Origin of the sequence: Amycolatopsis magusensis, assembly GCF_017875555.1 — a bacterium.
Lineage (GTDB): Bacteria > Actinomycetota > Actinomycetes > Mycobacteriales > Pseudonocardiaceae > Amycolatopsis > Amycolatopsis magusensis.
Genome location: NZ_JAGGMS010000001.1, coordinates 5519384 through 5533899, shown reverse-complemented (window position 1 = coordinate 5533899; position 14516 = coordinate 5519384). Strand labels below are relative to the sequence as shown.

Here is a 14516-nt window from a genome sequence, read left to right as displayed (position 1 = left end):
CTCAGGCGCCCTCGGCCGCCAGTGCGCTTTCGATGTCCTCCAGCACGGCGACCTCCACCGCGGCGGCCAGCGCCCGCACGGTCCGCTTGTCGAACACCACGCGCGGCGAGAGCTTCACCCCGAACAGGCCGCGGATCTCCGACAGCAGCCGGATGGTCAGGATCGAATCGCCGCCGATGTCGAAGAAGTCGTCCTCCACGCCCACCCGCTCCACGCCCAGCACTTCGCTCCACAGCCCGGCGAGGCCTTCCTCGGTGGGGGTTTCCGGGGCCAGGTAGGCCGCGGCGAGTTCCGGGCGCCCGGCGGGTTCGGGCAGCGCGGCCCGGTCGACCTTGCCGGTCGGGGTCAGCGGCAGCGCGTCGAGGACCACGAACGCGGCGGGCACCAGGTAGTCCGGCAGCCGCTCGGCCAGGAAGTCCCGCACCGCGGCCACGTCACAGGCACCGGCGGGCACGAGGTAGCCGATGAGCCGCCGCACGCCCGGCTGGTCCTCGCGCAGGGTCACCGCCGCGGCGGCCACGTCCGGGTGCCCCAGCAGCGCGCTCTCGATCTCACCGGGTTCGACCCGGTGACCGCGGATCTTCACCTGGTCGTCGGCCCGGCCGAGCATTTCCATCGTGCCGTCCGCACGCCACCGCACCAGGTCACCGGTGCGGTAGAGCCGCGAACCCGGCGGCCCGAACGGACTGGCCACGAACCGCTCGGCGGTCAGCGTGGGCCAGCCGAGGTAACCGCGTGCCAGGCCGTCACCGCCGATGTACCACTCGCCGGCCACGCCGACGGGGACCTGGTTGAGGTCCGCGTCCAGCACGTAGCCGGTGGTGTTGGGCATCGGCGCGCCGATCGGGATCAGCGGGCCGGTGTCGGCGGTGGAGATCTGGTGCGTGGTGGCGAAGACCATGCTCTCCACCGGGCCGCAGCCGTGCACCAGCCGCAGGTCGGGGTAGCGGCGGCGGGCCGCCCTGATGTGCGGGGTGGACGCCGCCTCGCCGCCGGTGGCCACCTGCTTGACCTGGTCGAGCACGCCGGGATGGTTGTCCACCACCGCGTTGAACAGGCTCGCCGACAGCCAGAGCGTGGTGACCCGGTGCCGCTCGATCAGCGAGATCAGCAGCGGCAGGTCGAGCTTCGGGCTGGGGCACACCACCGAGGTACCGCCGTGCAGCGTGGCGCCCCACAGCTCCAGTTGCGCGGCGTCCCAGGACATCGGCGAGTACTGCAGGAAGACCTCGTCCGGGCCGAACTCGAGGAAGTCCTGGCCGGTGAACGTGCGGACCATGGCGCGGTGCGGGGCGCACACGCCCTTCGGCCGCCCGGTGGACCCGGAGGTGAACATGACGCAGGCGAGGCTGTCCGGGGACGCGCCGCCGTCCGGCCGGGCCGCGGGCCGGGCGGCGATCGCCGCCGCGTCGCTGTCCGGGCGGACCACCGGCACGTCCACGTCCGGCACCTTCGCGGCCAGCTCCTGCCCGGCCACCACCACGGCGGGGCGCAGGTCGCCGACGAGCCGTGCGATCCGGTCCTCGGGGTATTCGGGATCGATCATGGCGTACGCACCGCCCGCCTTGTGCGCGGCGAGCATGCTCACCACCATGCCGAGGTCGCGCCGGCTCAGGATGGCGACCACGCTGTCGGGCCGGACCCCCGCCTCGATGAGGTGGTGGGCCAGCCGGTTGGCGCGCTCGTCCAGCTCCCGGTAGGTCAGTTCCTCGTCGCCGCCGATCACCGCGACCTTGTCGGGCGTGCGGTCGGCCTGCTGCTCGAACAGGGCGTGCAGGGTGTGCCCCGCCGCGTAGTTCGAGGTCGTGTCGTTCCACCGCGCCAGCTGCGCGTGTTCCGCCTCGCTGAGCAGGCCGAGCCGGGCCAGCGGCTGGTTGCCCGCCTCCACAATGGACTCGAGCAGGGTGGTGAGGTGCTCGCCGAGGCGTTCCATGGTGGCGGCGTCGAACAGCGTGCCGTCGTAGGCCAGCATGAACGAGGGCTCGGCCGCGGCGAAGAAGACCAGGGTGAGCGGGAAGTTGTTGGCGTCGGCGGCGTTCAGGTCGCGGATGCCGAGCCCGTGCGCCGCGGCCACGTCGTAGCGGACCGGGTAGTTCTCGAACACCACCGCGCTGTCGAACAGGTCGGATCCGCCGTCTTCGAGCCAGCCGGTGAGCTGGCGCCGCGAGACGTAGCTGAACTGCCGCGACCGCGCCTGCTTGCGCTGCAACTCGTGCAGCCAGTCCAGCACCCCGCCGGCCCCGTCGATCCGGGCACGCACCGGGATGGTGTTGATGACCATGCCGCAGATGTCCTCGACGCCGGCGAGATCGCCGTCGCGGCCGGACACCACCGAGCCGAAACACACGTCCCGCTGTCCCGAGTACCGCGACAGCAACAGCGCCCAGGCACCCTGCACCAGTGCGTTGAGGGTGAGCCGTTCCCGCTTGGTGAACTCGGCCAGCCTGCGCCGGAGCCCTTCCGGCAGCGCGCGGCGGACCTGCTCGGTGCCGCGGGCGCGGTGGGCCTGCACCGGCGGGCGGTCGTAGGGCAGCGCGGGTGGTTCTCCCAGCCCGGCCAGTTCCTCCCGCCAGTACTCCCCCGCCGCCGCTTCGTCCTGACGCTCCAGCCAGGCGACGTAGTCCGAGAACGGGCGGCGCCGGGCCGGATCGGCGGCACCGGGCACACCGGCGAGCCGGGCGTGGGCGGCGAAGAGCTCGGCCAGCACCTGCTGCACGCTCCAGCCGTCAAGCAGCACGTGGTGGAAGGTGAACACCACCGCGGCGCTGTCGCCGGGCAGCGCGGCGATCGCGACCCTGGCCACCGAAGGCTCGGCCAGGGTGAACTTCGCGGCCCGGTCGCGAGCGAGGTAGGCCCGCAGTTCCACCCGCTGCCGGTCGGGGCTCAGCGCCGACCAGTCGAACCGGGTGACCGGCAGCACCACCCCGCGGCGCACGACCTGCACCGGGGTTTCGACCTCCTGCCAGACCAGCGAGGTGCGCAGCACGTCGAGCCGGTCGGTCACCTCCTGCCAGGCCCGCGCCAGGGTGTCCACATCGGACACACCGTCCAGCGCGAACTCGACCTGCGCGTGGTAGACGTCCTCCTCCGGCTCGGCCAGGCTGTGGAACAGCATCCCCTGCTGCATCGCGGTGAGCGGGTAGATGTCCTGCACGTCGCGCCCGTCACCGGCGATGCGGTCGACCGCGGCCTGGTCCAGGTCGGCCAGCGGGAAGTCCGACGGTGTGCACCCGCGCGCCCCACCGGCGCAGTGCGCGATCAGCGCGCCGAGTTCGTCCAGCATGAATTCGGCCAGCGCGGTGACGGTGTGCTCGGTGTGCGCCTCCGGGGAGTAGGTCCACTCGAGCTCCAGTTCCCCGGCGCGGATCGAGCCGACCACGTCGAGCAGGTGCTCGCGGCGGTGCCCGGGGTGCCGGTCGAGGCCCATGGCCAGCGAACCGCCGTCATAGAGCGATCCGCCGTCGGCCGCGGAATCCCACTGCCCCAGGTAGTTGAAGCTGATCTCGGGGTTCGGCCGGTCCTCGGGCAGGTCGCCGTTGGCCAGCAGCGCGCCGTGGCCGAGCCCTCGCCGCGGGACCGCGCGCACCTGCTCCTTCACCGACTTGAGCAGCGCGTCCTCGCCGATCCCCGGCGCGACGGTCAGCGGAACCGGGTACAGCGTGGTGAACCAGCCGGTGGTCCGGGACAGCTCGGTGCCCGCCGCGGCGATGTCGGCGCCGTCCTCGCGGCCGTGCCCCTCGACGTCGATGAGCAGGTCCGGGCTCCCGGTCCACGACGCCAGCGCGGCGGCGAGCGCACCGAGCAGGACTTCGTGGGGCTGCGCCCGGTAAGCCGACGGCACCTGCTGCACCAGCGCGCGGGTCTTCTCGGCGTCCAGCCGGACGGTGACGGCCTTGGCGGTACCGGCAGGTCCTGCTTCGCCGTCACGCGGCAGGGGCGCTGGGGCGGATACGGCTCGCCAGAAGTCGAGTTCGTCGTCGAACCGGCCGTCTCGAGCCGCGTCCGCGACCAGCTCGGCCCACGCCTTGAACGAAGTGGTCCGGCCCGGTAGCCGGGGTTCCCGGCCTGCGGTGAGGGCTTCGTAGGCGGTGCCGAGGTCTTCGAGCAGGATCCGCCACGACACCGCGTCCATCACCAGGTGGTGCGCGATGAGCGTCAGCTTCGCGGGCCGGGTGAGCACGGCACGCAGCAGCGGCCCGGCTTCGAGGTCGAACGACCGCACGGCCGGGTCCACTTCGGACTGCTCGGCCCAGTCGAGCGGGGTGGCCTCGGGGTCGAGGCGCTGCATCGGGTCGAAGCGCAGCTTGAACCCGTCGTGGTGCCCGGCGGCCAGTTCGAGCGCCCGGCGCACCACGGCCGGATCGGCGTCCGGCGACAGCTCCACACTCACCCACTGGTTGAACCGCTCGGGGTGCTCGGGATGCCGGTCCAGGAACCACCGCTGGATCGGCAGCAGTGGCACCGGACCGGCGACGGGCCCCTCCGCGATCTCGGCCACCTCGGCCGGGACCACGGCCGCGGCGAGTTCCGCCACCGTCTGGTGCCCGAAGATCAGCTGTGAACTGACCGCGAGCCCCGCCTGCCGGGCCTTCGAGACCACCTGCAGGCTCAGGATCGAGTCACCGCCGAGCTGGAAGAAGTTGTCCGTGACGCCGAAGGACGCGGTGCCGAGCACCTCGCCCCAGATCCGCGTGAGCGTCTCCTCCACCGGCGTGCGCGGTGCGACGTACTCCCCCGCGCCCGCGGCCCGGCCGGTCGGCGCGGGCAGTGCGCCGCGGTCGAGCTTCCCGTTGCGGGTCAACGGGATCTCCGGCAGCACCACGAGGTCGGCGGGCACCATGTACTCCGGCAGGCGTTCCGCCGCCACCGCGCGCAGGCTCGCCACGTCGAGTGCGTCCACCGCGTGACCGGTGGCGGGCGCGACGTAGGCGGTCAGCCGCTTGACGCCCGGTGTGTCCTCCCGCACCAGCACGGCCGCCTGGCCGACGCGGTCGTCGGCGGCGAGCACCATCTCGATCTCACCGGGCTCGATCCGGAAACCCCGGACCTTGACCTGGTTGTCGGCGCGGCCGAGGAACTCCAGCAGCCCTTCGGTGGCCCACCTGGCCAGGTCACCGGTGCGGTAGAGGCGGTCGCCGGGAGCGCCGAACGGGTCGGCGACGAACCGCTCGGCGGACAACGCCGGCCGGTTCACATACCCGAAGGCCACCCCGGGCCCGCCGATGTACAGCTCACCGGACACGCCGTCGGGTACCGGGCGCAGCGAGCCGTCGAGCACGTACAGCCGCCGGTTGCGCAGCGGCGGGCCGATCGGCACCAGCGGCCGGTCGTCCGCGACGTCGTGCGGCCGCACGCGGTGGCAGGCGGCGACGACCATCGTCTCCACCGGCCCGTAGCCGTTGATCAGGCGCAGTTCCGGGTAGGTGCGGGCGACCGCGCGGATGTGCGCCATCGAGGCGACGTCGCCGCCGAAGAGCACCTGCCGGACGTCCCCGAACAGGTCGAGGTGGTTCTCCGCGAGCAGGTTGAACAGGCCGGCCGCCAGGCACATCGTGGTGACCCCGTGCCGCCGGACCTCGGAGACCAGCACGTCGGCGTCGATCGAGCGGCCGGGGTAGAACACCAGCGAGGCCCCGTGCAGCAGCGCCGACCACAGTTCGAGCGAGAGCCCGTCCCAGGACACGCCCATGCTCTGCAGGATCACTTCGTGCTCGTCCAGCTCGAAGAACCCGGTGCCGTACAACGCGTGCACGGTGGCGCGATGCGGTGAGACGGCACCCTTGGGCCGTCCGGTGGAGCCCGAGGTGAACAGCACGCAGGCGAGGTCGTCGCCGCTGACCGTGATGTCGGGAGCGTGCGCGGGCAGCTCGGGGTGGTCCGCGCCCAGCGGGACCGCGGTGGCGACCAGCTCGCGGTACTCGCCGAGGTGGTCGTCCCCGGCCAGCGCGACCGAGACCCCGGCTTCCTCGATCATGAACCGGGTGCGCTCGGCGGGCTGGCCGGGATCGACGGTCAGGTAGGCCGCCCCGGTCTTGAGGATGCCCAGCAGGCCGACCGGCAGGTCGATCCCGCGCTCGGCGCAGATGGCGACCACCTCGCCCGGTCGCACGCCCAGGCCGATCAGGTGGTGTGCCAGCCGGTTCGCCCGCGCGTCGAGTTCGCCGTAGGTGAGGCGCGCGTCGTCGTAGATCACCGCGGTGGCGTCCGGATTCGCGTGGGCGTGCCGCGCGAACAACTCGTGCAGCGGCACGTCCAGCGGCTGCTCACCGGCGGAGTCGTTGTACGCCAGGGTGGTCCGCTGCTGCTGTGCCGGGGCCAGCGAGGGCAGCCGGGACAGCGGGCGGTCGGCGTCGGTGGCCACAGCGGTCAGCAGCGTCAGGAAGTTTTCCGCCATCCGTTCGACGGTGGCGGGCTCGAACAGGCTCGTGTCGTAGCCGAGCGCGCCGTTGAGCCTGCCGCCGGACTCCTCGAAGTCGAAGACCAGGTCGGTGACCGCCACGGTGTCCGGCAGGCTCGCCCGCTCGACGCGCAGGCCGCCGGTCTCGCGGCCGGGCAGCCAGTTGTCCTGCAGGGCGACCACGGCCTGGAACAACGGCGTGCGGCTGGGGTCGCGGGGCACGCCCACGGCGTCGACCATGCGGTTGAACGGCAAGTCCTGGTGGGCGAACCCGTCCCGGATGGTGGCCTTGACCGAACGCAGGAACGCGGTGAACGACAGCTGCTCGTCCACTGTGGACCGCAGCACCAGTGTGTTGATGAAGAAACCGAGCATCCGCTCCAGTTCGGGCCGGTTGCGGCCGTCGGTCACCGTGCCGACGGCGATGTCGCGCTCACCGGTGTAGCGGGCCAGCAGCACCTGCACCGCGGCGACCAGGGTGGCGAACAGCGTGGTGTCGGCACCCGAGCTGATCCGCCGCAGCCGGTCGGTCAGCTCGGCGGGGATCTCGAACTGGTGGCGTGCCCCGGCTCCGCGGCGCACCGGCGGGCGCGGGTGGTCGGCGGGCACCTCGGCCATCGGCAGGTCGGCCAGCTGGGCCCGCCAGTAGTCGAGGTGCCCGGCCGGATCGCGCCACTGCTCGCGTTGCCACACCGCGAAGTCCGGGTACTGCACCGCCTGCGCCGGCAGGTCCGCCTCGGCACCCCGCGTCCCGGCGTCGTAGCGGGCACACAGTTCCTCCGCCATCAACCGGATCGAAGTGCCGTCGGTGATGATGTGGTGCAGCGAGAACACGAGCACGTGCTCGGTCTCGGAGAACCGGTAGAGCCACCAGCGGCTCGGCTGTTCACGCCGCAGGTCGAAGGGGCGCACCAGCTCGGGCCGCACCTGGCGCTCGAAGGCCTCCTGGCCGACGCCGGAAAGGTCGATCAGCGGCAGGTCCACCTCCCGCGGCGGCGACACCAGCTGGTGCCCGGTACCGCCGGTGGAGGCGAAGGCGGTCCGCAGCGAGTCGTGTTCGGCGATCAGCTCGCCGAGCACCCTCCGCAGCAGGTCCTCGTCGAGGTCACCGTGGAAGCGCAGGCCACCGGCGACGTTGTACTCGAAGGATTCCCGGTCGAACTCCTGGAGGAACCACAGGCGCTCCTGGACCGGGGACAGCGGGATCGGGCCCTCACGCGGGACCCGGTCGATGGTGGACGGGGCCTGCCCGGCGAGCGCGTCGACGGCGGCCGCGAACCCGGCGAGTTTCGGCTCGTCGAACAGGACCTCCGGCGAGATGTGCACGCCGAACACCGACATCGCCTGACGCAGGACGCGCAGGGCACGCAGGGAATCGCCGCCCTTGGCGAAGAAGTCGTCCTCCGGGTGGGCCTCGTCCAGTTCGAGGACGTCACACCAGATCTCCGCGATCCGGCGTTCGGTCTCGGTCGCGGGCTCGGTGTGCGTGCCGCCACGGCCGGGCAGCAGCGTTCCGGACGACGGCTCGGGCAGTGCGTCACGGTCGATCTTGCCGTGCGGGGTCAGCGGGAATTCTTCGTGCAGCAGGTAAAGCGAGGGCACCATGTACGCGGGCAGCCGCGCGCCGAGGAATTCGCGCAACTGGTCGCTGTCGAGCGCGCCGGCGTCGTTGGCCACCACGTGGGCGACCAGCCGCGGCTCGCCTTCGCGGTCCTGGCCGAGCACCACGGCCGCCCGATCGACGTGCTCGAAGGCAGCCAGCGCCAGCTCGATCTCACCCAGTTCGACCCGGAACCCGCGGATCTTGACCTGGTTGTCGGCGCGGCCGGCGAACAGCCATTCGCCGCCGTCGGCCACCCGCACCAGGTCACCGGTCCGGTACATCCGCTCCCCCGGCGCCCCGAACGGGTTGGCCACGAACCGTTCGGCGGTGAGCCAGGGCCGGTTGAGGTAACCACGGGCGAGGCCGGTTCCGGCGAGGTAGCACTCGCCGACCTCGCCCGGGCCGACCGGTCGCAGCGAAGCGTCCAGCACGTAGGCCGTGGTGCCGTCGACCGGCGTGCCGAGCGGGGGCACCACCGCACCCCGCAGCGGTTCGCTGACCGTGGTGCAGATCGTGGCTTCGGTAGCGCCATAACCGTTGACCACGAACCGGCCCTGCGCCCACTTCTCCAGCAGCGTCGGCGCGAACGCCTCACCGGCCAGGTACAGCGACACCCCCGGCGGGAAGGTTCCCGGGGACATCGCGGCCAGGGCGGCGGGCGGGATGGTGGCGTGGGTGATCTCCTGCTCCACCAGCAGTTCGGCCAGCGCGAGGTCGGAACTCGTCCGCTCGGCGGGCGCGGCGACGATGGCGCCCCCGGTCAGCAGCGGCGTGAAGATGTCCCACAGCGCCGCGTCGAAGCCGGTCGGGGCGAACTGCAGTGCGCGACTGTGCCGGTCCAGGCCGAAGCGCCCGGCCAGCCTCGGCACGGTGTCCGCGCCGACGTGGCTGATGATCACGCCCTTGGGCCGCCCGGTGGAACCCGAGGTGTAGATGACGTAGGCGGTGTGGTCCGGCAGGACCGGCGCGGCGCGGTCGGCGTCGGTCAGGTCGCCGTCCGCGTGCGCCGCCAGCTCCGCCACGAGCGCGGGGTCGTCGAGCGGCAGCCGGTCGGCCCGGTGGTCCGCCGGTACCGCGGCCTCGGTCCCGCGCTCGCAGACCACGAGCCGGGGCGCGGCATCGGCGAACAGGAACCGGATCCGGTCCTCGGGGTAACTCGGGTCGATGGGCAGGAACGGTGCGCCCGCCTTGAGCGCGGCGAGCACACCGACCACGAACTCCGGCCCGCGCGGGAGCAGCAGCGCGATCAGCCGCTCCGGTTCGGCGCCCCTGGCCACCAGCGACCTGGCGAGCCGGTTGGCCCGGCCGTTCAGCTCCGCGTAGGTCCACGAGCGCCGCTCGTGCACCAGCGCGGTCGCCGCCGGGGACCGCCGGACCTGTGCCTCGAACAGCTCGGTGAACGTCGGTGGTGCGGCGCCATCCACTTCAACCTCCGCGCGCTTTCTCGGGCCGGATCGCCCATTCGGATTCGTGCTTCGATCGGGAAAGGGGTGGTTCAGCGGCTGTCCATCCGGGCCGCGAGACTCACCGGGCGCATATCGGTCCAGTACCGTTCGACGTATTCGCGGCACTCGTCGAGTCCCGCTTCGCCGTGCACCGTTTCCCAGCCCGCCGGAACGGCCAGGTGGGCAGGCCACAAAGAATGCTGGCCCTCGTGGTTGCGCAACACCAGGTAATTGCCTTCCGGGTTCTCGAACGGATTCGTCACGCGTGCTCCAATTCGAAGACGACGGACAGGGTCAGCGATTCGATGAGGTGCTTGTTCACGCAGCGCCAGCCGCCGTCGGCGAACACGCCGTCCCACTCGTCCATCGTGGGCAGGTAGACGTCCATCATCGCGTGCCCGAGTTCGAAGCCGAGGGTGAACACCGGCACGTCGTCCTCGGTCACCGCGCCCCCGGTCTGCGGGTCGCCCAGCAGGATGCGCGTCGCGTCGCCGAGCAGGAACCGCCGTACTTTCGGGAAGGACTCTCGCAGCCGGCGCAGCGTCGCGACGCAGTTCTCCCGCGGCCAGAAGTCGTGCCCCATCATGAAGCAGGTCAACAGGTCCACGTCCGCGAACTCGTCGCGGTAGGTGATCTCGCGGGCGTCACCCTCGACGAAGGTGAGCCGGTCGGACAGGTTGCGCTCCTTGGTCTCGGCGACCGCCACCTCCAGCGCGGGCCCGGCCAGGTCCACGCCGATGCCGGTGACGCCGGGGTGCCGGTCGAGGATCTGCATCAGCCGCTCGCCGCTGCCGCAACCGAGGTCCACCACCGAAGTGAACTCGTAGCCGAGGCCGTCCATCGCGCCCCAGAACGCCGGGTCGAAGTACTGGGTGTTGATGTCGCGGCAGGCGTAGGCGATGGCCGCGGAGTCACGGCGGTCCAGCGCGCCGGCCCGGTTTTCGTTGCGCAGCACGTACTGCATGCGGGAGAACAGCTGGCCCGAGCCGAGGCTGAGCCAGTGGAACAGCGACTTCGTCCGGTACGCCTCGTCGAAGTGGCGGCCGGGCACCACGGTGTCGCGGTCGCGCTCGACCACGCCCACCACCGCGAGCGCGGTGACCAGCCCCTGCGCCGAGCGGATGTCGAGGTCGTGCTGCAGCGCGAAGCTCGGCAGATCCGCTTTCCGGTTTTCCCGCAATTCGTCGAGTATGCCCAGTTCCCAGGCTGCGCCGATCGCCGCCGAGGCGACCGCCGAGTTGAAGATGGACGCGACTGCCCGTTCCGAATCCGAATCGACAAAAGACGAAGTCATCTGCGTTCACTCCATTCACCGAGAGCAAAACGGAAAAGTATTTTCGGGTTACCCGACCATATGGGCGCTCGCCGACGGCGGTCAAACACCTTAAGGGAGAGCTTAAAAAGGCCTAGGCACTGTCCTAGCGCACCAGTTGCCTGCCGAGCACGGTAAGGCTGTGGTGCACCGTGTTCCGTTGACGCGCGGTGGTGATCAGGCCCGCTTCGCGCAGGATTCCGGTGTGCTGGCTGACCGTGGCCGCCGAAACGCCCGCGCGTTTCGCGAGTTCCCCGGTCGTGCAAGTGTCGTTCAACTGCCACAGCAGTGTGGCCCGGGTTCTCCCGAGCAACGCGCTCAACGCGGCGACGGACGGATCGCGCTCACGCGACCAGCGCAGGCGCCCGGCGATCTCCGGTAGCGCGGACACCACCAGCGCCGGCGGATCCATCTCACTCCCCCGGCCGATCAGCACCGCGGGCGCGGAACTCAGGAAAGCCGAATGCACCACGGTCAAACCCCGTCCGGCGAGCCGGATCTCCGCCGCCCGGCCGTCGTCGATGTCGAGCGCCGGGCCGTGCCAGCGGATCCGGGGGTGCAGGCTGCTCAGCAACGCGTGCACCCCGCCGCCCGACTCGCGTTCCTTGCGCCGCACCATGGTGCCGAAGTGGTTCGCGATCGAAGGCCAGCACGGCACCACGACGCCCTCGGCGAACTGCCGGGCGAGCGAGGCCACACCCGATCCGGTGAGCCCGGCGGCGGCCAGCCGGTCGTCGTCCGGTCTCGCGCGCCGGTCGGTCAGCCACAGCAGGTCCGGGACCGGGCGGAGTTCCCGGCACAGCGCGGCGACGACGTCGGTCAGCTCGCCCAAGCGGCGCACGGCCGTGCGCCGCCAGCTCGCGAGCGCGGTGTTCTGCATGTCGGACAAGGCATCGAGGGCGAACACCGCTTCCTCGGCCGGGTTGAGCGATTCCGCGAGGCAGGTCCGGGCGATGTCGTCGAAGGTGAAGTGGATCCGGGTCATGGCGCGACCCGCAGGCGGGCGATCCGGCCGCTGAACTGCAGTGCGGCCACCTCCCCGCCGGGCTCACGCAGGAACCGGCCCACGTGCGTACCTTCGTCCATGCCCAAGACCTGGACCAGATCGCCGTCGCCCACGCGCAGCACCGCGTCCAAGCCGGTGCCATCGGACAGCCCGAGCTCCCCGTGTCCGCGTCGGCTGACGGTGAAGCACGTGGTGTCGTTGTAGTAGTCACCGATGAATTCGCGGCCATCCGGCGGATTCGTGAACTCGACCCGCGGCGGCCGGTACGCCCCGGCACCGATCTCGGCGGCGACGCGCGTCCACAGGTCCAGCCCGGCACTGCCGTTGGCCAGCAGCGCCACCGCGGTGCGGGTCGGCGCGTGCACCCGGACCGAGCAACTGCTCCCGGCCAGTGTCCCGTCGTGGCCGTACCAAGATCCGTCCGGCGAGTCGTAGAGCGCCCAGCCGAGCCCCCAGCCGTCGGCGACGCCGAACGGCTCCGCCGCCACCGGTTCCCGCATGACCGCCGCCAATTCGGCGGGCACCAGTTTCCCGTCGAGGTGCGCCAGCGCGAACCGCACCAGCGCCTCACTCGTCGCGGCCAGCCCGCCCGCGGGCTCCCAGCCGGCGGGCAGCGCGGGTTCCACCGCGGTCAGGCCACCGGCCGCGGGCACGTGCGGTACCGCCAGGCCGGGCGCCGGGTCGCCGAGCCGGCCGATGTCGAGCCCCAGCGGCGCGTTCACGAACGAATCGACGGTCTCCCACCAGTCCATCCCGGTCAGCCGCTCCACCAGGTGCCCGGCGAGCACGTACCCGGTGTTGGAGTAGGAGAACGCGGCACCCGGCCGCCACACGTCCGGGCGGTCCAGCAACGCCTGCACGTACCGGCGCGGGGAGACGGGACCTTCGGTGCCGAGTTCGAAATCGGAGATCACGCCGCCGGTGTGGCTGAGCGCCTGGCGGAGGGTGACCTCGCGCAGCGCGCGGGACCGGGCGCCCGCCAGCTCGCCCAGGTACTCCGACAGCGGCGCGTCGAACTCGGCGTCGCCGTCCGCCACCAGCTGCACGGCCACGGTCGCGGTGAAGGTCTTGGTGACCGAGCCGAGCGGGAACATCGTCCGCGGTCCCACGGTCGCGGCGCCGGTGAGCGCCGGGCGTCCGCAGGTCACCGTCACGGTCTCGCCCGCCCGGTGCAGGGTCAACTGCGCCCCGGGCACGCCCGTCCGTTCGGCCAAGCTCCGGAAGGTCTCCGGCAAGTCGGCAAATCGCATGAAGCCGCCCCTTCGCTGCGTCACTGTCCGGAGCGGGTGGCCGCCACGCGCAAACGGCACCCCAGCCCCGCTTCCGTAACCTGAGCGTTACAGGGCTACCTGTAGAGGGACTGTAGTCAACCTGTAGTAGTCGAAGTGTGGCACAATGTGACAATCAAGATGGTGATGTACCACCGAATTGCGCATCGAGTGATTTCCCCACTTGACTTGAGCGGTGTTCAGTCACCGAGGGTGGCGTCACTCGAAAGAGTGGCCTGCGTCTTCGCGTAGGACTCGCCCCACTGCTCCAGCCAGTCGACCACCGGGCCCAGGGATCGGCCCAGCTCGGTGAGGGAGTACTCGACCCGGGGCGGCACCTCGGGGTAGACGGTGCGCGTGACGATGCCGTCGGTCTCGAGTTCGCGCAGGGCACGGGTGAGCGTGCGCGGCGTGACCTCGCCGACGGCACGCTGCAGTTCGCCGAACCGGTGCGTGCGCGTCAGCAGATACCGCACGACGCTCAGCTTCCACGCTCCGCCGAGCACGGCGATCGACACCTCGACGGGGCACACGTCGAGCGCGGCGCGCACCGGATCCCGCATCCGAGCTCCTCAGTATCCGAAGTGTCAGTATGTGCCGAGAATGTGCGTACTTGTCCCGAGCGTACTTCGTTCCTAGCGTTCGCCCCATGGACGCTCTCGTGGTCATCGCGCATCCCGGCGCCAATTCGCTCAACGCGCGCCTGGCCGAAGTCACCACCAAGACGTTGCCCAACCTCGGTTACGCGGTGACGACCTCCGACCTCTACGCCATGGACTGGAAGGCCGCGGTGACACCACAGGACTTCGGCGTTCCCGAGCGCCCGGACCTCCCGGTCGGCGACCAGTCAGCGGAGGCGTACGAGCGTGGCTCGCTGACCGAAGACATCGTCGCCGAGCAGGAGAAGCTCCGGCGCGCTTCGCTGGTGGTGTTCCACTTCCCGCTGTGGTGGTACGGCATGCCGGCGATCCTCAAGGGCTGGTTCGACCGCGTCTTCGTCAAGGGTTTCGCCTTCGGGCTCAAGGATCCGGCGGGCCGCACCCGCAAGTACGGCGACGGCGGCCTGGCCGGGAAGCGGGCTCTCGCCGTGATCACCGCCGGAGACCGCGAGACCGCGTTCGACCCGCGAGGCATCAACGGCGAGGCGGGCGAGCTGTTCTTCCCGTTCCTGCACGGGATCTTCTGGTACACCGGCATGCAGCCGCTGCGGCCGCACCTCGTCGCGGGCACCGACCGCCCCGGCTGGAACCAGCTCGACCACGAGGCGGACCGCCTGCGTGCCCGCCTCACCACGCTCGGCTCGGAACCACCGATCCCCTACCGCGCGCTGGCCGACGGCGACTACGACGCCGACCGTCACCTCCGCCCTTCCGCAGCTCCGGGACGTGAGGGCCTGAGCATTCACTTGATGGACCGCTCAAAGCCGAGCTGAATAGGGCGTTATACACCAGTCGGGCTCCCGTTTCTCCAAGACCGCCGGGGCGC

The 14516-nt window shown here is 71.4% G+C and carries 7 protein-coding genes; 1 reads left to right on the top strand and 6 read right to left on the bottom strand.

Features of this window, described 5'->3' with window-relative positions; genetic code table 11:
- Position 1: 1 nt before the first annotated feature.
- From JOM49_RS24825 to JOM49_RS24800, 6 genes are all read right to left on the bottom strand, one after another.
- Positions 2-9424 (bottom strand): non-ribosomal peptide synthetase, encoded by a 9423-nt coding sequence (locus JOM49_RS24825; RefSeq protein WP_209666638.1) that lies wholly within the window; start codon positions 9422-9424, stop codon positions 2-4.
- Positions 9425-9495: 71 nt separating this feature from the next.
- Positions 9496-9708 carry an MbtH family protein gene (locus tag JOM49_RS24820; RefSeq protein WP_209666637.1) on the bottom strand — a complete coding sequence of 71 codons (213 nt, stop codon included), beginning with the start codon at positions 9706-9708 and terminating at the stop codon, positions 9496-9498.
- A complete protein-coding gene (locus JOM49_RS24815) occupies positions 9705-10739 on the bottom strand; it encodes a class I SAM-dependent methyltransferase (RefSeq protein ID WP_209666636.1) in 1035 nt (344 codons plus the stop codon). The genes JOM49_RS24820 and JOM49_RS24815 overlap by 4 nt, the downstream gene beginning before the upstream one ends.
- Positions 10740-10863: 124 nt before the next feature.
- Positions 10864-11742: an ArsR/SmtB family transcription factor gene (locus JOM49_RS24810; RefSeq protein WP_209666635.1), complete on the bottom strand. Its 879-nt coding sequence runs from the start codon at positions 11740-11742 to the stop codon at positions 10864-10866.
- The gene (locus JOM49_RS24805) at positions 11739-13013 is read right to left on the bottom strand and encodes a serine hydrolase domain-containing protein (protein WP_209666634.1); all 1275 of its coding nucleotides are present in this window, start codon (positions 13011-13013) and stop codon (positions 11739-11741) included. Before JOM49_RS24805 ends, JOM49_RS24810 begins: the two co-directional genes overlap by 4 nt.
- A gap of 218 nt (positions 13014-13231) precedes the next feature.
- Positions 13232-13594: a winged helix-turn-helix transcriptional regulator gene (locus JOM49_RS24800; protein ID WP_209666633.1), complete on the bottom strand. Its 363-nt coding sequence runs from the start codon at positions 13592-13594 to the stop codon at positions 13232-13234.
- 86 nt (positions 13595-13680) lie between these two features.
- On the opposite strand from JOM49_RS24800, the gene JOM49_RS24795 reads away from it, so the two are divergent.
- Positions 13681-14463, top strand: coding sequence for an NAD(P)H-dependent oxidoreductase (locus tag JOM49_RS24795; RefSeq protein WP_209666632.1), 783 nt, complete (start codon positions 13681-13683; stop codon positions 14461-14463).
- The last annotated feature ends 53 nt before the right edge of the window (positions 14464-14516 follow it).